This is a genomic window from Microbacterium marinum (assembly GCF_014204835.1).
Lineage (GTDB): Bacteria > Actinomycetota > Actinomycetes > Actinomycetales > Microbacteriaceae > Microbacterium > Microbacterium marinum.
Map to the genome: position 1 here is coordinate 419,305 of NZ_JACHMD010000001.1, position 22,517 is coordinate 441,821.

At 69.1% G+C, this 22,517-nt stretch carries 20 protein-coding genes and 2 pseudogenes; 20 read left to right on the forward strand and 2 right to left on the reverse strand.

Translation table 11 applies throughout. The features are described from left to right. Positions 1–3 precede the first annotated feature (3 nt). From BKA24_RS02070 to BKA24_RS02105, 8 genes and pseudogenes are all read left to right on the forward strand, one after another. Positions 4–648: an HD domain-containing protein gene (locus BKA24_RS02070; protein ID WP_184214634.1), complete on the forward strand. Its 645-nt coding sequence runs from the start codon at positions 4–6 to the stop codon at positions 646–648. Beyond that, positions 645–2,150 (forward strand): aldehyde dehydrogenase family protein, encoded by a 1,506-nt coding sequence (locus BKA24_RS02075; protein ID WP_246366981.1) that lies wholly within the window; start codon positions 645–647, stop codon positions 2,148–2,150. Before BKA24_RS02070 ends, BKA24_RS02075 begins: the two co-directional genes overlap by 4 nt. A gap of 288 nt (positions 2,151–2,438) precedes the next feature. Further along, a pseudogene (locus BKA24_RS02080) lies at positions 2,439–3,802 on the forward strand (NtaA/DmoA family FMN-dependent monooxygenase). Positions 3,803–3,809: 7 nt separating this feature from the next. Beyond that, entirely contained in the window at positions 3,810–5,027 is a 1,218-nt protein-coding gene (locus BKA24_RS02085) for an acyl-CoA dehydrogenase family protein (RefSeq protein WP_184214636.1), read from the forward strand. A gap of 259 nt (positions 5,028–5,286) precedes the next feature. Beyond that, a complete protein-coding gene (locus tag BKA24_RS02090) occupies positions 5,287–6,039 on the forward strand; it encodes a 3-oxoacid CoA-transferase subunit A (protein WP_184214638.1) in 753 nt (250 codons plus the stop codon). Further along, entirely contained in the window at positions 6,036–6,671 is a 636-nt protein-coding gene (locus tag BKA24_RS02095; protein WP_184214640.1) for a 3-oxoacid CoA-transferase subunit B, read from the forward strand. Before BKA24_RS02090 ends, BKA24_RS02095 begins: the two co-directional genes overlap by 4 nt. Then, on the forward strand, positions 6,668–7,834 hold the full coding sequence (locus BKA24_RS02100) for a thiolase family protein (protein ID WP_184214641.1): 1,167 nt from the start codon (positions 6,668–6,670) through the stop codon (positions 7,832–7,834). Before BKA24_RS02095 ends, BKA24_RS02100 begins: the two co-directional genes overlap by 4 nt. Positions 7,835–7,955: 121 nt before the next feature. Then, complete coding sequence (locus BKA24_RS02105) at positions 7,956–8,747, forward strand: IclR family transcriptional regulator domain-containing protein (protein ID WP_184214642.1); 792 nt, start codon at positions 7,956–7,958, stop codon at positions 8,745–8,747. Positions 8,748–8,753: 6 nt separating this feature from the next. Here the strand turns inward: BKA24_RS02105 and BKA24_RS02110 are convergent, their stop codons facing one another. Then, positions 8,754–9,209, reverse strand: a complete 456-nt coding sequence (locus BKA24_RS02110) for a MarR family winged helix-turn-helix transcriptional regulator (RefSeq protein ID WP_221417261.1) — start codon at positions 9,207–9,209, stop codon at positions 8,754–8,756. A gap of 158 nt (positions 9,210–9,367) precedes the next feature. Continuing rightward, a pseudogene (locus tag BKA24_RS02115) lies at positions 9,368–10,411 on the reverse strand (FAD-dependent monooxygenase); the annotation flags it as partial. A 20-nt stretch (positions 10,412–10,431) separates the two neighbouring features. Here BKA24_RS02115 and BKA24_RS02120 point away from each other — a divergent pair. The 12 genes from BKA24_RS02120 to BKA24_RS02175 all read left to right on the forward strand — a co-directional run bounded on the left by BKA24_RS02120 (position 10,432) and on the right by BKA24_RS02175 (position 22,487). Further along, a complete protein-coding gene (locus BKA24_RS02120) occupies positions 10,432–10,896 on the forward strand; it encodes a sugar ABC transporter ATP-binding protein (RefSeq protein WP_184214644.1) in 465 nt (154 codons plus the stop codon). Beyond that, complete coding sequence (locus tag BKA24_RS02125) at positions 10,893–11,903, forward strand: ABC transporter permease (RefSeq protein WP_221417262.1); 1,011 nt, start codon at positions 10,893–10,895, stop codon at positions 11,901–11,903. Before BKA24_RS02120 ends, BKA24_RS02125 begins: the two co-directional genes overlap by 4 nt. Positions 11,904–11,971: 68 nt before the next feature. Beyond that, complete coding sequence (locus BKA24_RS02130) at positions 11,972–12,514, forward strand: hypothetical protein (protein WP_184214645.1); 543 nt, start codon at positions 11,972–11,974, stop codon at positions 12,512–12,514. A 194-nt stretch (positions 12,515–12,708) separates the two neighbouring features. Then, positions 12,709–13,944, forward strand: coding sequence for an IS256 family transposase (locus BKA24_RS02135; RefSeq protein ID WP_046746337.1), 1,236 nt, complete (start codon positions 12,709–12,711; stop codon positions 13,942–13,944). Positions 13,945–14,394: 450 nt separating this feature from the next. Next, complete coding sequence (locus BKA24_RS02140; RefSeq protein WP_067119704.1) at positions 14,395–14,604, forward strand: heavy-metal-associated domain-containing protein; 210 nt, start codon at positions 14,395–14,397, stop codon at positions 14,602–14,604. Continuing rightward, positions 14,604–15,566 carry a heavy metal-binding domain-containing protein gene (locus tag BKA24_RS02145; protein WP_067119702.1) on the forward strand — a complete coding sequence of 321 codons (963 nt, stop codon included), beginning with the start codon at positions 14,604–14,606 and terminating at the stop codon, positions 15,564–15,566. Before BKA24_RS02140 ends, BKA24_RS02145 begins: the two co-directional genes overlap by 1 nt. A 35-nt stretch (positions 15,567–15,601) precedes the next feature. Further along, the gene (locus tag BKA24_RS02150) at positions 15,602–17,875 is read left to right on the forward strand and encodes a heavy metal translocating P-type ATPase (protein ID WP_067119698.1); all 2,274 of its coding nucleotides are present in this window, start codon (positions 15,602–15,604) and stop codon (positions 17,873–17,875) included. A gap of 49 nt (positions 17,876–17,924) precedes the next feature. After that, positions 17,925–18,167 (forward strand): YHS domain-containing protein, encoded by a 243-nt coding sequence (locus BKA24_RS02155; RefSeq protein WP_067119694.1) that lies wholly within the window; start codon positions 17,925–17,927, stop codon positions 18,165–18,167. A 55-nt stretch (positions 18,168–18,222) separates the two neighbouring features. Beyond that, positions 18,223–18,519: a metal-sensitive transcriptional regulator gene (locus BKA24_RS02160; protein ID WP_067119691.1), complete on the forward strand. Its 297-nt coding sequence runs from the start codon at positions 18,223–18,225 to the stop codon at positions 18,517–18,519. A gap of 55 nt (positions 18,520–18,574) precedes the next feature. Further along, complete coding sequence (locus tag BKA24_RS02165; protein WP_067119688.1) at positions 18,575–19,726, forward strand: FAD-dependent oxidoreductase; 1,152 nt, start codon at positions 18,575–18,577, stop codon at positions 19,724–19,726. Then, positions 19,723–20,970, forward strand: coding sequence for an MFS transporter (locus tag BKA24_RS02170; protein ID WP_184214646.1), 1,248 nt, complete (start codon positions 19,723–19,725; stop codon positions 20,968–20,970). Before BKA24_RS02165 ends, BKA24_RS02170 begins: the two co-directional genes overlap by 4 nt. Beyond that, positions 20,967–22,487, forward strand: a complete 1,521-nt coding sequence (locus tag BKA24_RS02175; protein WP_101305190.1) for a multicopper oxidase family protein — start codon at positions 20,967–20,969, stop codon at positions 22,485–22,487. Before BKA24_RS02170 ends, BKA24_RS02175 begins: the two co-directional genes overlap by 4 nt. The last annotated feature ends 30 nt before the right edge of the window (positions 22,488–22,517 follow it).

Here is a 22,517-nt window from a genome sequence, read left to right on the forward strand (position 1 = left end):
ATCATGACTGTTCCCACCGCAATTCCCGTCGACACGAGCCCCATCTCGGCTGCTGCCGCCAGCGACGACCTCGATCCGCTGTGGCGCGCGATCGTCACCGAGTCGCGCTCGCGGCAGAACGACATCCACCTGCCCATCTCGTACGCGTTCGCCGAGCGGCTGTGCCAGGCCTACCCCGATGCTGACGCTCTGGTCGTGCGGATCGCGATCCTGCTGCACGACACCGGCTGGGCCCGCGTCGACCAGGACCGCATCATCTCGGAGGGCTTCGCCGGCGACTGGCGCCGCGCCGACGTGCGCTTCGAGCACGAGCGGCACGGCTGCGACATCGCCCGTGAAGTGCTGCCGCCGCTCGGCTACGACGACGACCTCATCGGCAGGGTCACGGCGATCATCGACGGGCACGACACGCGTCAGGTGTCGTACTCGCTCGAGGACACCCTGGTGCGCGACGCCGACCGACTGTGGCGCTTCACGCCCACCGGGGTGGCCCTCGCCTCATCGTGGTTCGGCAGCACTCCGGCCGCATACTGCGCCCGGCTGCGCATCGAGATCATGCCGGAGCTGCTCACAGAAGCGGCAGTGCGGATGGCCGAGGCCGAGCTCGATCGTGCCGAGGCGCTGTTGAAGGTCGAACAGCTCTCATGAGCACGGCCGGCGCCGAGACGGTCACGACGATGCGCGACGGCCACCAGCGGGTCGCGGCCGCGCTGCCGTACACGCACGTCGCCGGTCACCTGATCGGCGGCGAGGAGACGGCATCCGACGGCGGGCGGACCCCCGTCATCGACCCGGCGACCGGTGAGACCTGGGGGTCCGTCCCCGTCGCCGACGCGGCCGATGTCGACCGCGCCGTCGAGGCGGCGCGGTCCGCCTTCGGCGAGTGGGCGGCGCGCCGTCCCACCGAGCGCGGTGAGCTGCTGCGCACGATGGCGGATGCCCTCGAGACCCGCGCTGATGTGCTGAGCCTGACCAACACGCTCGAGAACGGATCGCCGGTCGCCGAGACTGCGGGCGCGGCGGCGAACGCCGCCGCCATCCTGCGCGTGTTCGCGAGCCTTGCCGGGCACCTCGAGCAGGGCGACGTGCGCGCATTCCCCGACGGCCGCCATGAGACCGTCGTCGCGCAGGATCCGATCGGGGTGTGTGCCCTGATCGCGCCGTGGAACTTCCCGATCAACCTGGTCGTGATCAAGCTCGCTCCGGCGCTGATCGCCGGGTGCACCGTCGTCATCAAACCCGCCGGCCCCACGCCGCTGTCGGTGCGGTTCCTGCTCGACGCGGCCGCCGACGCGGGTATCCCCGCAGGCGTCATCAACATTATCACCGGCGATGGCCCCACCGGAGACCTGCTCGTACGGCATCCGGGCGTCGACAAGGTCGCCTTCACCGGCTCGACGCCGGTCGGGCGCCGCATCGCCGCCGCGTGCGGCGAGCTGCTGCGTCCGGTGACGCTCGAACTCGGCGGAAAGTCGACGGCGATCGTGCTGCCGGACGCCGACCTCGACGCCATGTCGCGGACGCTGATCCGCAGCAGCATGCGCAACACCGGTCAGACCTGCTACATCTCCACCCGCCTCGTGACCACGCCCGACCGCTACGACGAGCTGGTCGACATGGTCACCGCGACCGTGGGTGCCGCCCCCGTCGGCGATCCGCTCGACCCGGAGACCGTGTTCGGGCCGGTGGCGACGTTCGCGCAGCGCGACCGGGTGCTCGGCTACATCCGCTCCGGGATCGCCGAGGGCGCGCGCGCCACGGTCGGCGGCGATGTGCCGGCGCCCATCCCCGGCGGAGCGTTCGTCGCCCCGACGGTCTTCGCCGATGTCACCCCCGACATGACGATCGCCCGCGACGAGATCTTCGGGCCCGTCATCACCCTGCTGCGCGCAGCCGACGTCGACGCCGCGGTCGACATCGCCAACGACACGGCGTTCGGCCTGGGCGGCATCGTCTTCGGCGGCGACGAGGATGCGGCCTTCCGCATCGCGCGGCGGATGGATACCGGGTCGGCGGGCATCAACATGTTCGCCTCTAACCACTACGCGCCGTTCGGCGGCCGACACGACTCGGGGCTGGGCGTCGAGTACGGGCTGGAGGGCCTCTCGGCGTACCTCACGCCGCAGTCGGTGCATCGTCGCGTGCGCTGAGGGTTCGGCTTCGGCTCGCTGCGCTCGCTCAGCCCGTTTCGTCTGCGCGCTTCGCGCTCCGCTCAACGACCCGCGGGGCGGGATACGGGGCGACGGGTTGTGGGGCGGTATGCGGGGAGTTGAGGGACGCACTGCGGGGCGTTGAGCGAGCGAAGCGAGACGAAACGGGTTGAGCGACGAGCGGAGCGAGGAGTCGAAACCGAGACTCATCGCGACGCACGGCGTAACGCGGCGTGATCCTTCGACACACTCCTCGCGCATGCGTCGAAGCGACTGCATCCTCGTGTCATGAGCCATGACCGACCCCTCCGATTCAATGCCTTCGTGATGAACACGAACTCGCACATCCAGCACGGGCACTGGCGCAGGCCCGATGCCGGGCAGGTCGACTTCGAGGACGTGAACCTCTGGATCGATCTGGCGAAGACCCTCGAGGCGGCTACGAGGTCTACGTCCGCCACGGTCTGCAGGTTCCCAGCAACGACCCGACCGTCCTCCTCGGCGCCCTCGCAGTTGTCACCGAGCACCTGGGTCTCGCGCTGACCTCGAACGTCGCGCAGAACCACCCGTTCAACTTCGCCCGCCAGGTCTCCACGCTCGATCACATCTCGAAGGGCCGGATCGCCTGGAACATCGTCACCGGCACGCAGGACAACGGGGCGCGCAACTTCGGGCTCCCGCAACTGACCGATCACGCCGAGCGCTATCGCTGGGCCGAGGAGTACGTCGACGTCGTCTACAAGCTGTGGGAGGGATCGTGGGACGAAGATGCCGTCCTGAAAGACAAGGCGAGCGGCGTCTACGCCGACGTCACGAAGGTGCACAAGATCCACCACCAGGGCGAGCGCTACAGCGTCGAGGGTCCGCATCTGCCGTCGCCGTCCCCGCAGCGCACTCCGTTGCTGTTCCAAGCAGGATCATCCGAGTCCGGGCGCCGGTTCGCCGCGCGGAACGCCGAGGCGGTCTTCATCATCGCCCCGAACCCCGAGGTCGCGAAGTGGCAGATCGAGGAGACACGCGCGCTCGCCGTCGAGAACGGGCGCGAGTCGGACGACATCAAATTCTTCCAAGGGCTGACGTTCGTGATCGGCGACACCGAGCTCGAGGCGAAGGAGAAGGCCGAGGAGTACAGCCGCTGGTCGAGCGACGAGGGCTTCCTCGCTCACGCGGCGATCGTCGACAAGACGGGCCGCACGTACCCGCCCGAGACCGAGCTGCGCGACGTCGACACGAACACCATGAAGGGATTCAGCGAGCTGCTGCGTCGATCGATCACCGATCGCGAACCGACCGTGGCCGACGTCGCAGGCCGGATGACGCGCAACAACCTCGTCGTCGGCACGCCGGAGCAGATCGCCGACGAGATCGAGAAGTGGCAGGCGGCCGGCGTCGACGGCATCAACGTCGTCAACGCGGTGCTTCCCGGTTCGTTCGAGGAGTTCGCCGACAAGGTGCTGCCCGTGCTCCGCGATCGCGGGCTGGCGCAGACCGAGTACGCACCGGGGACACTGCGCGAGAAGCTGTTCGGCACCGCGAGGCTCAACGACCGGCATCCGGCTGCGCGCTATCGCGGGGCGTTCGCCGCCGACCGCACGGACGGCAGCGGCACCACAGGACCGCAGTCGATCTCCGATACCGCCGTGCGAGTGTGAGGTGAGCATGCCGACGACAACGGCGACACGCGCCGGCGCGACGACCGCCGAGCTGCTCGCGCATTTCCGACCCGTGCTCGACCGGATCGCCGCGGGCGCCCTGGAGCGGGAATCGGACCGCCGCAGGCCGCACGATGCCGTCGGCTGGCTGAAAAAGGCACGGTTCGGCGCCGTGCGGCTGCCGCACGAGGAGGGCGGGTTCGGCGCGACGATCGAGCAGGAGCATACGCTGCTGATCGAACTGGGTGCTGCGGATTCGAACCTGCCGCAGATCTGGCGCAACCACTTCGCTTTCGTCGAGGACGTGCTGTTCGACGACGAAGACGGACGCAACGAGCAGTGGCGGGACGAGATCGCGACGGGTGCGCTGTTCGGCGGAGCCTGGTCGGAGGCCGGCAGCAGGTCGTTCTTCGACATGCGCACCGCGCTCACGCGCACGGTCGACGGCCCCGTGCTGAACAGGCAGAAGTTCTACAGCACCGGCAGCCTGTTCGCCGACTGGATCAGCGTGCTGGCTGCGGGGCCGGATGCCGACCAGGTGAGCCTCGTGCTGGTCGAGGCGGATGCCGCAGGGGTGACACTCGTCGACGACTGGGACGGCATCGGCCAGCGTCTCACCGGCAGCGGGACGACGACGTTCGATGAGGTCGCGGTGCCCGTCGGCCGCTGGTATCCGTTCGCGCAGCGCGCCCGCTACCAGGAGGCCGTGTATCAGCTCAACCACCTGGCGACTCTGGCCGGGATCAGCCGTGCCGCGCAGCGCGACCTGACCGACGCGGTCCGTTCGCGTCTGCGCAACTACCCGCAGGGTCTCGCGGACGCACCGCGTGAGGACGCCCAGATCCAGGAGGTCGTCGGTCGCGTCTCGGCGCTCGCGTCGTCGGCCGAGGCATCCGTCCTGTGGGCGGCCCGCGTGCTCGACGACGCGGTCGTGACGCTCGCCGAAGACCTCGCATCGCAGGAGCCCGCGGTCGTCGAGGGACTCCGTGCGGCGACGATCGCCGTGTACGAGGCGCAGCTGACGGTGACGGAAGCCGCGCTCGCGGCATCCACCCTGCTCTTCGACGCACTGAGCTCCTCAGCGCTCGCGGAGAGCAGGGCGCTGGACCGGCACTGGCGCAACGCCAGGACCGTCGCATCCCACAACCCGCGCGTCTACCGGGCGCGCGTGATCGGCGACTGGCACCTGAACGGCGCCGACCCGAGCGCCGCGTTCGCGCCGTAGGGGGGAGCTCGGCTTCGACTCCCTACGGTCGCTCAGCCCGTTTCGTCTGGCTCCGCTCGCTCAACGACCCGTGGGGCGGCGTCCGCTCAACGCCCCGCGGGTATGGAAATGCGGGTCGTTGAGCGAAGGGCGAAGCCCGAAGTCGAAACGGGCTGAGCAAGCGAAGCGCGTCGAAGCCGGACACCACACCCCCTGCACTGCGATACAATGAGCGCATAGCGAACAGTCGTTCGCACAGCGAACATCGCGAGGAGGCGCAGTGATCGACAAGACCGTGGCGGATGCGGCATCCGCCGTCGCCGACATCCCCGACGGCGCGACCGTCATGATCGGCGGATTCGGGCGAGCGGGGCAGCCCGTCGAACTCATCGACGCGCTCATCGCCCACGGCGCCGGCGACCTCACCGTCGTCAACAACAACGCCGGCAACGGCGACACGGGCCTCGCCGCACTGCTCGCCAAGGGACTCGTTCGCAAGATCGTCTGCTCGTTCCCGCGGCAGAGCGACTCGTGGGTGTTCGACGAGCTCTACCGCTCCGGGCGCATCGAGCTCGAGCTCGTCCCGCAGGGCAACCTCGCCGAACGCATCCGCGCCGCCGGTGCCGGCATCGGGGCGTTCTTCTCGCCCACCGGCGTCGGCACCGAGCTCGCCGCCGGCAAGGAGGAGCGCACTATCGACGGACGCCGCTACGTGCTGGAGCATCCGATCACGGCCGACTTCGCGCTCATCAGCGCCCTGCGGGCCGACCGCTGGGGCAACCTCGTCTACCGCGAGACGGCCCGCAATTTCGGGCCGATCATGGCGACCGCAGCATCCACGACCATCGTGCAGGTCGACGAGATCGTGCCGCTCGGTGCGATCGACCCCGAGGCCGTCGTCACGCCAGGCATCTTCGTGAACCGCGTCGTCGCGGTCGGCGAGCGGCGCTGGCTGCAGGACGGCGCATTCGTCGGCGGCGTCGACCTTGAGGGCAGACCTGTGGATGCCGCGACAGAGGAGGCAGCGCGATGAGCACCCGCATCAGCCGCGACGAACTGGCCGCGCGCATCGCGGCCGACATCCCCGAGGGTGCATTCGTGAACCTCGGCATCGGCGCACCGACCCTGGTCGCGAACTACCTGCCCGACGACCTCGAGATCATCCTGCACACCGAGAACGGACTGCTGGGCATGGGCGGCGCTCCCGCGGACGGACAGGTCGACCCCGATCTCATCAACGCCGGCAAGCAGGCTGTCACCGCCGTCGCGGGAGCGGCCTACTTCCACCACGCGGACTCGTTCGCGATGATGCGCGGCGGACACCTCGACGTGTGCGTGCTCGGCGCCTTCCAGGTCGCGCAGAACGGCGACCTCGCCAACTGGTCGACCGGCGCCCCCGGCGCGATCCCGGCTGTCGGCGGAGCCATGGATCTCGCGATCGGCGCCAAGGACGTCTACGTGATGACCGATCTGCTCGCCAAGGATGGATCGTCCAAGCTCGTGGCCGAGTGCACCTACCCGCTCACGGGCGTCGGCTGCGTCAGCCGCGTCTACACCGATCACGCCGTCTTCGACGTGACACCCGACGGCTTCCGCGTGCGGGAAGCGTTCGGCGAGAATACCGTCGAGTCCCTTTCAGAGCTGACCGGGTTGGAGCTGCGATGACCACTTTCATCTATGACGCCGTGCGGACACCGTTCGGTCGCGCGGGCGGTGCGCTCGCCGGCATCCGCCCCGATGATCTCGCCGCCACCGTCATGCGCGCGACCGTGGAGCGCACGGGGCTGGATGCCGCGCACATTGACGACGTGATCTTCGGCGACGCGAACCAGGCGGGGGAGGACAACCGCAACGTCGCCCGGATGGGTGCGCTGCTGGCAGGGTTCCCGACCTCGGTGACCGGTGTGACGGTGAACAGGCTGTGCGCTTCGAGTGTCGAGGCCGTGGTCCAGGGGTCGCGGGCGATCGAATCGGGCGATGCCTCGCTGATCCTCGCAGGCGGCGTGGAGTCCATGAGCCGGGCGCCGTTCGTGGTCGAGAAGCCCGCGAAGCCGTACCCCGCGACCGGAAACCCGACGATGTGGAACACCGCGATCGGCTGGCGCATGACCAACCGCGCGCTGCCGACGGGCTGGACGATCTCGAACGGGGAGGCGGCGGAGAAGACCGCCACCACGTGGGGGATCAGCCGCGAGGACCAGGACGCGTTCGCGGTCCGCTCGCACGAGCTGGCCGCTGCGGCATGGGCGGCAGGGGTGTACGACGGCGAGATCGTGCAGGTTCCCGGGGCGGAGCTGGCGCGTGATGAGGGCATCCGTGACGGATCGACGGTCGAGAAGCTCGCCGGTCTGAAGGCATTGTTCGCCGAGGACGGAACGGTCACCGCCGGGAACTCCTCGTCGATCAACGACGGCGCCTCCGCCGTTCTGCTCGGCGCCGAGGGCGCCCTCGACATCGAACCGCTGGCCCGCATCACCGGCCGCGGCGCGCACGGCGTCGATCCGGACGAGTTCCCGACCGCGCCGATCGAAGCCGCCAACAAGGCGCTCGCCCGCGCTGGTCGCACCTGGGCAGACGTCGACCTCGTCGAACTGAACGAGGCCTTCGCGTCGCAGTCGCTGGCCTGCCTGCGCGGCTGGCCCGACCTCGACCCCGAGAAGCTCAACATCCACGGCGGGGCGCTCGCCATCGGGCATCCGCTCGGCGCATCCGGTGGCCGCATCATCGGCCACGCCGCGCACGAGCTGAAGCGCCGCGGCGGGGGAGTCGCGGTCGTCGCCATCTGCATCGGCGTCGGCCAGGGCCTCGCCGTCGTGCTGGAGCGGTGATCAGGGCCGCACGGACAGGAGGAGATCTCAGCCTCGGGCGGAGGAATCCAGCCCCAGGCTCCTCCCAACCGAGAGTTCTCCTCCCGATCGTGCGGGCGAATGTCGACGATAGGGTTTCGATGTGACCGAATCGGATGCCGCTCCCGCTACGAGCGCGGACTTCGTCCAGTCGCTGGCCCGCGGGCTCGCCGTCATTCGCGCCTTCGATGGTGAACCGGCTGAGTTGTCGCTCGCCGAGGTCGCCCGGCGCACCGGCATCCCGCGCGCCGCCGCCCGGCGCTTCCTGCGCACGCTCGAGCAGCTCGGGTACGTCAGGGCGACGCCGGATGCGAGATTCCTGCTGACCCCGCGCATCCTCGAACTCGGCTACGGCTACCTCTCGTCCCTGTCGCTGCCGGAGGTCGTCCAGCCGCATCTCGACGCGCTGTCGCACCGGATCGGCGAGTCCGTCTCGGTCGCCGTGCTCGACGGCGGTGAGATCGTCTACGTCGCGCGCGCGGCCGCCCGCCGCATCATGAGCGTTCGGATCACGATCGGCACGCGGCTGCCCGCTGCTGCCACGAGCATGGGGCGGGTGCTGCTTGCGGCGCTGCCCGAGGCGGATGCCGCTACTCTGCTGGACGCGTCGCCGCTCATCGCATACACGCCGCGCACCCGTGCGGATCGTGCCGAACTCGTCGCCGAGATCGACCGGGTCCGCCACCAGGGCTGGGCGATGGTCGACGGCGAGCTCGAAGCAGGTCTGCGGTCGATCGCCGTGCCGCTGCGAACGCGCGCCGGAGTCACCGCAGCACTCAACGTCTCGACAAGCACCGCGCGCGACGCCGCCGAGGATGTGCGCGCCGAGTTACTGCCCGTGCTGCAGGAAGCGGCATCCGTCATCGAGGATGAGCTGAGCGCCTCTCGCGTGTGAGGTCGGTCAGCGACCCATCTCGCGCCGCAGCACCCGGTGCGCGGCGGTCAGCGCGTCGACGGCATTCTCAAGCGCCGTCTGCTGCTCGGTCGTGAGCGCCAGGAGAGCGTCGTTCACCGGGCGCGCCCCCTCCTCGGAGATCGCGCGATGCTCGGCGATACCGGAATCGGTGGGCTGGATGAGTGAGACCCGGCGATCCTGCGGGCTCTTCTCGCGCGTCACGAAGCCGCGCTGCTCGAGCGTGCGCAGTGACGTGCTGACGTTCGGCTGCTGCAGCCCGAGCGCGTCGGCGATCTCGCCGACGGTGGATGCCGGCGAGTCGATCACCTGCTTGAGCAACGCGATCTCGGTCGTCGGCAGCGGCCCTACTCCGGCGCGTTCCGGTGCCTTGCGGTGGATCGTCCACGCGAGCTCCCGCAGCGTGATGCTGACGTCGGTCAGGCCGGGGCGGTCGGAGGTCACCATGGTCTCCTGAGCCTAGCGCCCCGCACTCGCGCGAGCGCGGAGCGCGGGTGGGTGCGGGACGAGACGGGGTTTGCAGCACGAGACGGCGCTGGTAGCCCCTGTCTCGTGCTGCAGACCCCGTCTGAGGGAAGGGGAATCGCAGCGGCGACTCTCGCTCAGAGCGGCTGAGCCATGACCTTCAGCACGTGCATGGTCGCAGCGACATTGTCGAAGCCCGGCAGGTTGCCCATCTCCCATTCGCCGATGTTGCGCGAGGTCTCGACGATGAGCTTGCAGCGCTCGAACCGGCGCTCGGTGAACTCGACGAACGCCTCCTCGACGCCCGCGTGCTTCGAGAGCACCTCCCCGAGAACGACGCCGTCCTCGATGGCCTGGGCTGCGCCGTGACCGAGGTGCGGCGTTATCGCGTGCACGGCGTCGCCCATGAGCACCACCCGCCCCTTGTGCCACGGCGCGGGGGCGATCATCGCCTCCTCGGGTCGCAGCACGATGTCGGCGGGATCATCGCTGAGGAACTCGTCGCGGAAGCGTCCGGCCAGCCCGCCGAAGCCCTCGAGTTCCGTGCGCAGCGCGGTCGGCAGGTCGGCGGTCGCCGGCCGCTCGTTCCGCGCCATCGGCTTGTTGAAGAACATGTACGCGAGGTCCTTGCCGATCGGGACGAAGCCTGCCATGCCGTTCGGCCCCTCCTGCAGGATGATCCGATCGATCTCGGGCAGAAGGGGCATGTTCTGGCGGTACGCCGACTGCCCGATGTACTCGGGCTGCAGCTCGGCGGCGAAAACGTACCCGCGCACCTTCGAGGCGACGCCGTCCGCCCCCACGACGATGTCGGCCGCGATCTGCTCGCCGCCCTCGAGCGTGACGAGAACGTCGTCGCCGCGGTCCTCGAGCGAGACGAACGAGGTGGAGTATTGGACCTTCACTCCGACCTCGATCGCCCGCTCGGTGAGGATCTCGTGCAGCCGTGGCCGTGTGACACCGTTCATCGGGGGCAGCGTGCTGCTCTCGATCGGTGTTCCGTGGATGTCGCGGATGAAGTTGCCGTCGTGGTCGTACATCGCGCCCCAGGCCGGAGCGGCGAAGCCCGACTCCAGGCAGGCATCGGCCGCACCCAGCGCATCCAGAGCGCGCAGCGCATTGATTGGCTGGATGATGCCGACGCCGAAGACGGATGCGTGGGCCGAAGCGTAACGCTCGACGACCTGGACGTCAGGAGAACGTGACCCTGCCGCACCTGCGTCGTCGCGGGGGCGCGTGGTGGACCGGGACGGCGTGGCAGAAGGCCGAGACCGAGGCGGTGCTCCGCGACTTCCAGGTCACACCGCCGAACCGCAACGCCGCCGTCGCCACGTTCTCGGGCGGCAACCAGCAGAAGGTCCTCATGGGCAAGTGGCTGCTCGGCGGCCCGGCAGCACTCGTGCTCGACGACCCGACTCAGGCCGTCGACGTCGGTGCACGCTCCGCGGTCCTGAGGGCGACGCGGCAGGCCGCCGTCGACGGAGCGGCCGTCGTGCTCTGCAGCTCAGAGGTCGATGACCTCGCCGCAGTGTGCGACCGCGTCGTCGTGCTCGAAGAAGGCAAGGTGCTCACAGAGCTCACACGCCCGTTCACGGCCGACGACATCTTCTCCGCGATCTTCCACAGCACAGGGGATCTTCACGAGCACGAAGGAACAGACCGATGACCACCACGCACTCACACCCGCAGACGACCACCACCAACGTCGTCATCCCGAAGTCGGTGTCGCCGCTGCGGCGGATCAGCATGGATCTGCTCTCGCGGTACGCGCTCGTCATCCTGTGGATCATCATGCTGCTCGTCCTGCTCGCGCTGGTCCCGGGAGACGTCAGCGCCGTGGACGCGATGCGCACCGTGTTCAGCCAGATCACCCCGGTGGTCTTCCTCGCCCTCGGCGTGGTCATCACGATGTCCGTCGGCGAATTCGACCTGTCGTTCGCCGGCATCTTCAGCATCGCCGCCGTGGCCGTGCCGTCCCTCGCCGTGCTGCACGGATGGCCGGTGCTGCTGGCCGTCATCGGCGCCCTCGTGATCGCGCTCGTCTTCGGGGCGATCAACGCCGCCCTCGTCGTCGGCCTCGGGATCAACTCCGTCGTCGTCACCCTCGGTACGTGGAGCGTGGCCGGCGGTCTCGCCTTCCTGCTCTCCGGCGAGACGACGGTCAGCGCCCTCGACCCCGCGCTCGCCGCGATATCGACCGGACGTTTCCTGGGCCTGCCGCACCTGTTCTGGTACGGCGTCGTCATCGTCGCCTACATCATGGGCGCGACCCCGATCGGCCGGCACATGACGTTCGTCGGATCCAACCGCGCGGTCGCCGCCCTCGCCGGCATCGCGGTCGGCCGCGTCCGCATCGGCGCGTACCTGGCCAGCTCGCTGCTGGCGGGCATCGCCGGCGTCGTCATCTCGATCGGCAACGGCGGATTCAACCCGGCATCCGCCTCCGCCTACCTGCTGCCGACGTTCGCCGCCGTCTTCCTCGGAACGGTCGCGGTCGTGCCCGGTCGGTTCAACCCGATCGGGATGCTGATCGCGGCGTACTTCCTCATCACCGGCGTCTTCGGACTGCAGCTGCTCGGCCTCACCGGCTGGGTCACGGAGGTGTTCTACGGTGCGGCGCTGATCCTCGCCGTCACCGTCTCTCATCTGCTCCAGCGCCGAGTCAAGAGCTGATCCACAACCCCCACCGAGCAAGGCCCGAACACAAAGCAAACCCGAACACAAGCAAGGGAGTCACCCGCATGAAGTCATCACGCACTGCTGGCGTCGCTGTCGCCGCCATCAGCATGCTCATTCTCGCCGGCTGCGCCAGCAGCGGCGAGGAGCCCACTGACAACGGCACCGAACCGGCCGCCGAGCTCAGCTCCGAGGCGCAGGCGGCCAAGGACATCGTCGACGCGGCATCCGTCTCCGTCGAGGAGTTCACAGCCCCCGGCCCGGTGTTCGACGGCACCGGCGGCCACCTCGTCGTCGCCCGTTCCCACCCAATCCGATTCGCTGTGGAACGGTCGGAGGCGGAGCACATCCCGTTGGCCGTTGCGTACCGCGCCTCTTCTCCCTTTACCTACCCCGCGACGTGGGGAACCGGCACCGTCACACACCGCACGTTTACGTTCCGCGAGACTCTTCAGCCCGCGTTGAATGCGGGGTTCCTCCTGGACGAGATTGATGAGCCGTTGCCAACTCGCCAGCTGCGGGAGATCAGCCCCGAACGCGCCGCGTGGATGGACAGCCACGTCGGGATCATCATCTACCGCTTCCGCAAACCACTCGATGGGCGCTGATTCGTACGGTCAGGGATCGATTGTGGGAACTCGGCGGAGCCGCTTCGGCGGACAAGTTGTGCTCCGGAAGCGCCTGGAGTCCCGCGGGGTGGTGGTCTTTCGGGCCCGCGGCGTCGTGACCGCGACGGGGTGAGCCATCGTGCGATGGTCAGTGAGAACGACCAAGAACTCACACAGAAAGACGACACCGCACGATGGCTCTTGACCAGTCTGCCCTCCTCGAGCTGCTCGGGGAACTGAAGCTCACCGGCACCACCGACCGCATCCGAGCCGCGACCGAGCGGCTCTACCAGGAGCTGATCGACGCGGAGACAGCCGCATTCATCGGCGCCGCCCCCTACGAGCGCACGAGCGAGCGCACGACTACCCGCAACGGTTCCCGGCCGCGGGTGCTGTCGACCACGGCTGGGGATCTGGAGTTGCGGATCCCGAAGTTGCGGCAGGGGTCGTTCTTCCCGTCGCTGCTGGAGCGGCGCCGCCGGGTCGACCAAGCCTTGTTCGCGGTCGTGATGGAGGCCTACCTCCACGGCGTCTCAACCCGGAAGGTCGATGACCTCGTCAAAGCGCTCGGCGCTGACACTGGCATCTCGAAGTCCGAGGTGTCCCGCATCTGCCAAGGGCTCGACGCCGAGGTCGCATCGTTCCGCGACCGCTCGCTGTCTGACATCGCCTACCCCTACGTGTTCCTCGACGCGACCTACTGCAAGGTCCGCATCGACCACCGTGTCGTGTCCCAGGCGGTCGTCGTCGCGATCGGCGTCGCCGCTGACGGGCGGCGGGTCGTGCTGGGCTTCGATGTCGGAGACAGCGAGACCGAGGAGTTCTGGAAGCAGTTCCTGCGCTCGTTGAAGACACGAGGTCTGGGCGGGGTGAAGCTGGTGATCTCCGACGCCCACGCCGGACTGAAGAAGGCCGCAGCGACCGTGTTGCAGGGCGCCGCCTGGCAGCGCTGCCGCGTCCACTTCATGCGCAACGTCCTGACCGCCCTCCCGAAGGGCCGGCAGGAGATGGTCGCCAGCGTGATCCGCACGATCTTCGCCCAACCCGACGCCGAGCACATCGATGCCCAGTTCGACGAAGTCGTGCGCATGATCGAGCGCGTCCACCCCAAGACCGCCGTGATGCTCACCGACGCCCGTGACGACATCCTCGCGTTCAAAGCGTTCCCCGCCCGGCATTGGCGACAGATCTGGTCCACGAACCCGCTGGAACGCCTCAATCGGGAGATCAAGCGCCGCACCGACGTCGTTGGCGTGTTCCCGAACAACGCCGCCCTGCTCCGCCTGGCCGGCTCCGTCCTCGTCGAGCAACACGACGAATGGGAAGCCGCCGACCGCCGCTACTTCTCCGAAGCCTCCATGACCGAGCTCACCGCGACCACCCCCACCATCGACGAGGCGGTGATACTCCCCGAGATCACCGCCGCCTAAACTAACGACAGCTGATCATCGCAACGAAGCGAAAGACCACCACTCAAACGGACGCGGCCCGGAAGCGCGAACGAGACTCGGACAAATCACGTCGGAATCCCCGCTGTGTGACAGGGGCGGCGCAGACATCTCTGAGCGATCCCTACAGCCGATTGTAGGGATTTTTCTAAAATGTCCATTTCGCAGATGAAGTGTCCACGTGGTGTCCATATGGACATTTCGGTCGGGTGGTTCGGGTGATCTCTCCTGCAGCAAGGGGATAGCTGCTGGGCGGGAGACGTAATTCACGCACAGGCGGCCGGTTCGAGGCGGTAGGTCTCACGCGATGCCACAAACAAATCTGAGCATGGACACCACGATTTCCTCAGTACTCCGGAATACCCTAGGGGGGTAGGGGTGTTAGGGTGGGTGTCGCCGATTCTGGCGCATCACCGACGGAAGGAAACCATCATGGCCACCAGCGAGTACCAGGTCACCGGCATGACGTGCGGACACTGCGAGATGTCCATCCGTGAAGAGGTCTCCCAGATCCCCGGCGTGGACGAGATCCAGGTGAGCGCCCAGACCGGCAAGCTCGTCGTGTCTTCCACCAGTGCTCTGGATGACGCCGCCGTGCTGGCCGCGGTCGACGAGGCTGGTTACTCCGCGGTGCGCGCCTGATGAACGCTGCGGGACGACTCAGCCTGTATGGCGCCGGCGTCGTCGTGGCTTTCGGCGGGGCGTTCGGCATCGCGGCAGCTGTCGTCCCGGACAGCGCCGTCGCCAACTGGACGGCCGCGGCTGACGACAGCTCGATGGCCGATCACGCCGGCATGACCGGCGAGGACACCGCCGAGACCGCCACCATCCCCGGCGTCTCCCTCTCCGGTTACGGATACGAACTCAGCCCGATCGCCGCGCCCACCGGAACGGGCGAGTCAGGCGAGTTGAGCTTCCAGATCCTCGACGCTGACGGGACTGCGCTGACCGCGTACGAGTCCTCGCATGAGAAGGACCTGCACCTGATCGTGGTGCGCACCGATGGAACCCAGTTCCGGCACGTGCACCCCACGCTCGACGAGGCCACCGGCACCTGGACGACCTCCTGGGAGTGGACCGAAGCCGGCAGCTACCGGATCTATGCCGACTTCGTGCCGGACGTCGCCGACGGCCCCGACAAGGTCACCCTGACCCGCACGGTCGACGTCGCGGGCGCGTTCACCCCGAACCCGGCGACCGCCACGTCGACGACAAGCGAGGTCGACGGGTACACGGTCACCCTCGATGGGGACCTGACCGCGGGGGAGAGCTCCGAGCTAACCTTGTCGGTCACCCGTGACGGGCAGCCAGTCACCACCCTGCAGCCGTACCTTGGGGCCTTCGGGCACCTCGTCGCGCTGCGCGATGGGGACCTGGCCTACCTGCACGTGCACGCCGAAGGCGACGACCCGCAGGACGGCGACACCGCCGGACCCGACATCCGATTCGCGGCCGAGGCGCCTACCACCGGCCGGTACCTGCTCTACCTCGACTTCCAGGTCGACGGGCAGGTCCACACCGCCGAGTTCGTCGTGGACGCCGGGCACGGCACCGGCGACACGGACACGGACGACACACACAGCGACACGGGCGACGGTCACTGACCGCCCCGCGGTGATCTGAGAGAAGAAGGAACACCATGAGCACCACAGCCCCCGCAGAACAGACCGCGGACTCCGCCGTCGAACTCCAGATCGGCGGGATGACCTGCGCCTCCTGCGCGATGCGGATCGAGAAAAAGCTGAACAAGCTCGACGGCGTCGCCGCCACGGTCAACTACGCCACCGAGAAGGCGAAGGTCACCATCCCCGCCGGATACGACCCGGCCCTGCTGATCGCCGAGGTCGAGAAGACCGGCTACAGCGCGGCGCTTCCGGCCCCGAAGAAGGCCAAGAACGACACCGCCGAGGGCGGGGACGCGGACGATGCCGACCCGGAGCTGACCAGCCTCCGCAATCGGCTCATCGTCTCCATCGTCCTGAGCGTCCCGGTCATCGCGATGGCGATGGTCCCCGCCCTGCAGTTCACCTACTGGCAGTGGGCGTCGTTGGCGCTGGCGGCGCCGGTCATCGTGTGGGCGGCGTTCCCGTTCCACAAGGCGGCGTGGGCGAACCTCAAGCACGGCACCGCGACGATGGACACGCTCATCTCGATGGGCACGACCGCCGCGTTCCTGTGGTCGCTGTACGCGCTGTTCTTCGGCACCGCCGGCACCCCCGGGATGACGCACCCGTTCGAGCTCACCCTCGCCCCCTCGGAAGGAGCCGCGAACATCTACCTCGAAGTCGCCGCCGGGGTGACGATGTTCATCCTCGCCGGCCGCTACTTCGAGAAGCGGTCCAAGCGTCAGGCCGGCGCCGCGCTGCGCGCGCTGCTCGAGCTCGGCGCGAAGGAAGTATCCGTGCTGCGCGACGGGGTGGAGACGAAGATCCCGGTCGAGGACCTGCAGGCGGGGGACGAGTTCATCGTCCGCCCGGGCGAGAAGATCGCCACCGACGGTGTCGTGGTTTCCGGCACGTCCGCCGTGGACGCCTCCATGCTCACCGGCGAATCCGTCCCGGTCGAGGTCGCCGAAGGCGACCCCGTCACCGGAGCCACGGTGAACGCCGGCGGACGCTTGGTAGTTCGCGCCACTCGGGTCGGCTCGGACACGCAGCTGGCGCAGATGGCCAAGCTCGTCGAGGACGCCCAGACCGGAAAGGCTGAGGTGCAGCGCCTGGCCGACAAGATCTCCGGCGTGTTCGTCCCGATTGCGATCCTCATCGCCGTCGTCGCGATGGGGGCATGGTTGGGTGCCGGGTTCCCTGTCGCTGCCGCGTTCACCGCCGCCGTCGCCGTGCTGGTCATCGCGTGCCCGTGCGCCCTGGGTCTTGCCACGCCGACCGCGCTGCTGGTCGGCACCGGCCGCGGCGCGCAGATGGGCATCCTGATCAAGGGCCCGGAAGTGCTGGAATCCACCCGCAAGGTCGACACCGTCGTGCTCGATAAGACCGGCACCGTCACCACCGGCAAGATGACCCTGGTCAACGTCGTCACCGAGCCGGGCACCGATGCGGACGAGCTACTCCGCCTCGCCGGTGCACTCGAAGACGCCTCCGAGCACCCCATCGCGCAGGCGATCGCGAAGGGCGCCACCCAGCAGACCGGCACCCTCCCCACCGTGGAAGGGTTCACGAACCTGGAAGGCAAGGGCGTGCAGGGTGTCGTCGACGGACACGCACTCATCGTCGGCCGGGAATCGCTGCTGGCCGAGTGGTCGCTGCGCCTGAGCGCCGAGGTTGCCGCCGCGAAGGCGCAGGCCGAAAGCGAAGGCAAGACCGTCGTCGCCGTCGGATGGGATGGTGCCGCTCGCGGCATCCTCATCGTCGCCGACACCGTCAAGCCGACCAGCAAGGAGGCCATCGCCCAGCTCAAGGCACTCGGCCTGACTCCGGTGCTGCTCACCGGCGACAACGAGGCGGTCGCCCGCCAGATCGCCGCCGAGGTCGGTATCGACCAGGTCATCGCCGAAGTCCTCCCGAAGGACAAGGTCGATGTCGTCACCCGCCTCCAAGGCGAGGGAAAGGTCGTCGCGATGGTCGGAGACGGTGTCAACGACGCCCCCGCGCTCGCGCAGGCCGACCTCGGCTTGGCGATGGGAACCGGCACCGACGTCGCGATCGAGGCCTCGGACATCACCCTGGTCCGCGGCGACCTGCGCAGCGCCGCTGACGCGATCCGGCTGTCCCGCAAGACCCTCGGCACTATCAAGACCAACCTGTTCTGGGCCTTCGCCTACAACACGGCCGCGATCCCGGTCGCAGCCCTCGGTCTCCTCAACCCGATGCTCGCCGGTGCCGCCATGGCACTGTCCAGCGTGTTCGTCGTGGGCAACAGCCTGCGTCTGCGCGGATTCAAGAGCATCGCCCGCTGACCGGGCAACCCGGCAGCACCTACCACCCACATCGGAAGGAACACCACCCATGTCCAGCTGTTGCAGCACCAGCGCCCCCGCCCCCGGCGGCCGTGAGAACCTCCTCGACGCCGCCGGTGGCGCCGACATGACCACCTGCCCCGTGATGGAGGGCACCCCGGTCAACAAGGCCACCGCCGTGGCGGCCGGCCTGTTCCGCGACTACGAGGGCGAGCGGTACTACTTCTGCTGCGCCGGCTGCGGTCCCGCGTTCGACGCGGACCCGGCCCGCTACGCCGCCGCCATGGCCTGAGCCTCACTCCCGGTGCCCACACACCCCGTGCGGGCACCGGGAGACCGGACCCTTCATGACCTCCACCATCGCGGCCGCCCGCGAACCGGGCTACATCACCGACCCCCGCACCTACCGGAACCGGCTGCGCCGTCTGGAAGGGCAGATTCGCGGGCTCACCGGGATGATCGAGCAGGAACGCCCCTGCATCGATACCCTCACCCAGATCTCCGCCACCCAACGCGCGCTCCAGGGTGTCGGTCTCGCCCTGCTGACGGACTACCTGCGCCACGCGCACGCCACCGGCACCCTCACCGACGACACCGTCCTTGATGCCGCCTCGACCGCGATCACCCAGCTGATCCGGTCCTGACCCTGCCCTCCTCGCAGCGCCGCGACCCCCGTACCCCGGAAGCGAACTGCACCTCATGCCCACCCACCATGTCCTCATCCTCGGGGCAGGAGCAGCCGGCGTCGCCGCCGCAACAGCCCTCGCCCGCCACGAGGACATCCACGTCACCCTGGTCGGCAGAACCCACGAGACCCCGTACATCCGGATGCACATCACCGGCGTCGCGTTCGGTCCCACCTTGCCCGAGACCATCCACGCGCCGCTCCCGCCCGTCACCGTGCTGGCAGACACCGCCACCCACCTCGACCCGATCAGCCGCATCGTGCACCTCGCCTCCGGCGCACAGTTGCGCTACGACGCGGTCATCATCGCCACCGGCAGCCGCCCGGACACCCTCACCCCGGGCCTGCCCGGGCGGCACACTCCCGCTGCACGGCACCAGGTCGTCACCCTGCACAGCATCCAGGACGCCCAACAGATCCGAGAACACCTCACCCGCACCGCCGGGCCGTCCCGGGTCGCGATCTACGGCGGCGGATTCACCGGCGCGGAGACCGCGTCCGCACTCCACGCCGCCGGACATCACGTCGCCCTCATCAGCCGCTCCCGCATCCCCGGGCGGGCCTCCTTCGGCGCGCAGATCGCCGCCCACATCACCGGCATCCATCGCGGCAAAATCACCACATTCCTGGGCCGCACGATCACCGCCGTCCGTGACAGGAGCCCGCTGCTGGGGATCACCCTGGATGACACCACCACGCTCTCCGCCGACCTGCTCATCACCGCCCTCGGCAACGCCCCCACCGCACCGGGACCGTTCTCTTCCGGGGTGCCTGTCGATGACCGGCTGCGGAGCACTGCCCCGCACGTGTACGCGGCCGGCAGCACCGCCATACACCGCGACGACCACCTCGGGATCTGGCGCCTGGATCACTGGGCCGACGCGGCCGCGCAAGGACAGCACGCCGCCGCCGCGGTGCTCCACGACCGCACCGGCGCCGCCGACCCGGGACCCTACCGTCCTCGTAGCTCCTACACGTCACTGATCCACGGCACCGCCATCACCGGCATCGGGTACACCATGACGCCCGCCACCGAAGGACAGGGCCCAGGACCCGGCACCCTCGTCACGCACACGCTCAACGGTGCTCTGGTGGGGGTGAGCGGTGTCGACGCGGTCGCCACCGTCCACGAAACCGCCCAGCACCTGCACGAGAGCGCCGCATGACCGCCGCCACCCCTGTGACCCCGGCCACTCGTGCCCGCGGCGGGTTCTGTCTCGCCGTGACCGGCACCGTCGTGCTAATGGCGGCCGCGTCGGCGCCTTCCCCGTTCTACCCGCAACTCACCGAGCAGCTCCAGCTGCCCCCGGTGGCCACCACTCTTATCTTCGCGATCTACGCCATCCCGCTGCTGCTCGCACTGCTGACGCTCGGGTCGCTTTCTGACCGGGTCGGGCGTCGCGGCATCCTCACCGTCGGATCGGTGGCCCTGTCGGTGAGCCTGCTGATGTTCTGGGCCGCCGATTCCTTCCTGCTGCTGCTCGCCGCCCGCGCCCTGCAAGGCCTGGCGGCGGGACTGCTGGTCCCGGTTCTGAACGCCATGATGGTCGACCACGAACCCTCCCGCTGGCTGGGGGCGGCCGCGCTGGCCAACACCGTGGCCCCCATGGCCGGTCTCGGGCTCGGGGCGCTCACCGCCGCTGGACTGCTGGACCTACCCGGCATCGACGCGGGCACCATCTTTCTGCTCCTCGCCGCGGTGTTCCCTCTCCTCGCCGCCACCGCCTGGACCATTCCCACCCCACCCGTCCTTCCCGGGGACGCGGGACCGGACCCACGGGCCCGGCGGGTCTCGGCGGCGACGCGGCGGCGGATCATCGTCTCGGTCGCCCCCGCCATCATCGCCGGGTGGGTCACCAACGGTCTGTTCCTCGCCCTGGGACCGGGGATCATCGCCACCCGGTTCCACGCCGACACCTACCTGCACCAGGCCGGGTCCATCATCATCCTCGCCGCGGCCGGGGTGGTCGCCGCCACCGCACTGCAGGGGGCCACCGCCCGGCGGATCAGCGTGTTCGGGGCCGTGTCTCTCGGCGCAGGCACCGTGCTCAGCCTCGCCGCGCTGGCCGTGCCAACTCTGCCCGGGTACCTCGCCAGTGTCGCGGTCGTGGGTGCCGGGTTCGGGACTGCCTTCATGGGCGCGATGCGCACCCTGCTGCCGCACGTCGACCCCGGGCAGCGCGCCACCGTTATGGCCGTGATCTACACGATCTCCTACCTCGCGATGTCCGTCCCCGTCGTGCTGGCCGGCTTCCTCGTCCCCGCTCTCACCCTCCCTGGAGCCGCGGCCGTGTTGGGGGGAGTGGTGGTGCTGCTCAGCATCACCGCCACCCTCACCCACCTGCGCACCCCCACGGAGCTCACACCGCCCGCCACGCAACATCGACCGAAAGGGACCCGCCGACCATGACCGCCCCCGCGCCCCGCCGTTCCCCCCACCTCACCCGGCGACGCTTCCTCGCCCTCGGCGCCACCGCCGCCGCGGTTGGAGCTCTGGCCGCCTGCACCCCCACCCCCGCCTGGGTCAGCCCGACGGGAGCGGCCGTCGACCGCACCGAACGGGGCCGTGGCGGCACCGGCCGCGTGGTCACCGCGACGCTGACGGCGGCGGCGGCGACCCTCGATCTGGCAGGAACACCCGCGTCCACGTTCTCCTACGGCAGCATCCCCGGGCCTGTCCTGCGCGTCCAGGCAGGAGACACCCTGCAGGCCACCCTGCGCAACACCCTCCCCGTCGACACGTCCGTGCACTGGCACGGCCTGGCACTCCGCAACGACATGGACGGCGTCCCCCCACTCACCCAGACCGCGACCCGCCCCGGCGAGTCGTTCCAATACGAGTTCATCGCCCCCGACCCCGGTACGCACTGGTTCCACCCGCACGTCGGCGCCCAGCTGGACACCGGCCTATACGGGGTGCTCATCGTCGAAGACCCGAATGAGCCGCTGCGCTACGACGACGAATGGGTCATCGTCCTCGACGACTGGCTGGACGGGGTCACCGCCACCCCCGACGCGGTGCTCGAGCAGCTGCGAGAAGGAATGGGCGACATGGGCGGGCACGGCGACATGTTCATGCGGATGGGGAACATGCTGATGGGCGCCGACTCCGACCTACTCGGCGGCGACGCCGGCGACGTGTACTACCCGCACTACCTGATCAACGGCAAACCCGCCGCCGACCCCGCCCAATTCACCGGCACGCCCGGCACGCGGGTACGGATCCGGCTGATCAACGCCGGCGGCGACACCGCGTTCCGCGTCGCCATCGGCGGGCACCGGCTGACCGTCACCCACACCGACGGGTTCCCCGTCGACCCGGTCGCTGCCGATAGCGTCCTGGTGGGAATGGGGGAACGCTACGACGTGATCGTCACCCTGGGCGACGGTGCGTTCCCCCTGGTGGCGGAGGCCGAAGGCAAGCGGGAACGCGGCTTCGCCATCATCCGCACCGGCAGCGGACAGGCGCCCACCCCGGACGCGGACATCGCCGAACTGGGCGAAGGCCGCGTCGTCGCGGTGGCGAGCATGCTCTTCGCCGCACCCGAGGTCACCCTCGACCGTCGTGACGTGGACCGCACCCTCGACCTCACCCTCACCGGCAGCATGGCCAATTACGACTGGGGGTTCAACGGCACCCAGTTCGACATGCACAACCCGTTGCGCGGCGCGCACGCACTGGTCGCGGGGGAACGGGTGCGGCTGCGGGTGACGAACGACACCGACATGTGGCACCCCTTCCACCTGCACGGCCACACCTATCAGCACGCCGGTGGCGGCCCCCGCAAAGACACCTCCATCGTGCTGCCGAACCAAACCCTCGACCTCGAGTTCGACGCCGACAACCCCGGCCAATGGATGACCCACTGCCACAACATCTACCACGGCGAAGCCGGGATGATGACCGTGCTCGCCTACCGCCCCTGAGCACCAGCAGTCCAGGGAATACACGCCACA

Bases quoted from the DNA above. Each gene is read 5' to 3' on its own strand.
- BKA24_RS02085 (WP_184214636.1), top strand. From the start codon at position 3,810: ATGCCGACGACAACGGCGACACGCGCCGGCGCGACGACCGCCGAGCTG.
- BKA24_RS02130 (WP_184214645.1), top strand. From the start codon at position 11,972: ATGAAGTCATCACGCACTGCTGGCGTCGCTGTCGCCGCCATCAGCATG.
- BKA24_RS02100 (WP_184214641.1), top strand. From the start codon at position 6,668: ATGACCACTTTCATCTATGACGCCGTGCGGACACCGTTCGGTCGCGCG.
- BKA24_RS02070 (WP_184214634.1), top strand. From the start codon at position 4: ATGACTGTTCCCACCGCAATTCCCGTCGACACGAGCCCCATCTCGGCT.
- BKA24_RS02160 (WP_067119691.1), top strand. From the start codon at position 18,223: ATGACCTCCACCATCGCGGCCGCCCGCGAACCGGGCTACATCACCGAC.
- BKA24_RS02155 (WP_067119694.1), top strand. From the start codon at position 17,925: ATGTCCAGCTGTTGCAGCACCAGCGCCCCCGCCCCCGGCGGCCGTGAG.
- BKA24_RS02145 (WP_067119702.1), top strand. From the start codon at position 14,604: ATGAACGCTGCGGGACGACTCAGCCTGTATGGCGCCGGCGTCGTCGTG.
- BKA24_RS02125 (WP_221417262.1), top strand. From the start codon at position 10,893: ATGACCACCACGCACTCACACCCGCAGACGACCACCACCAACGTCGTC.
- BKA24_RS02095 (WP_184214640.1), top strand. From the start codon at position 6,036: ATGAGCACCCGCATCAGCCGCGACGAACTGGCCGCGCGCATCGCGGCC.
- BKA24_RS02170 (WP_184214646.1), top strand. From the start codon at position 19,723: ATGACCGCCGCCACCCCTGTGACCCCGGCCACTCGTGCCCGCGGCGGG.
- BKA24_RS02135 (WP_046746337.1), top strand. From the start codon at position 12,709: ATGGCTCTTGACCAGTCTGCCCTCCTCGAGCTGCTCGGGGAACTGAAG.
- BKA24_RS02175 (WP_101305190.1), top strand. From the start codon at position 20,967: ATGACCGCCCCCGCGCCCCGCCGTTCCCCCCACCTCACCCGGCGACGC.
- BKA24_RS02150 (WP_067119698.1), top strand. From the start codon at position 15,602: ATGAGCACCACAGCCCCCGCAGAACAGACCGCGGACTCCGCCGTCGAA.
- BKA24_RS02165 (WP_067119688.1), top strand. From the start codon at position 18,575: ATGCCCACCCACCATGTCCTCATCCTCGGGGCAGGAGCAGCCGGCGTC.
- BKA24_RS02075 (WP_246366981.1), top strand. From the start codon at position 645: ATGAGCACGGCCGGCGCCGAGACGGTCACGACGATGCGCGACGGCCAC.
- BKA24_RS02140 (WP_067119704.1), top strand. From the start codon at position 14,395: ATGGCCACCAGCGAGTACCAGGTCACCGGCATGACGTGCGGACACTGC.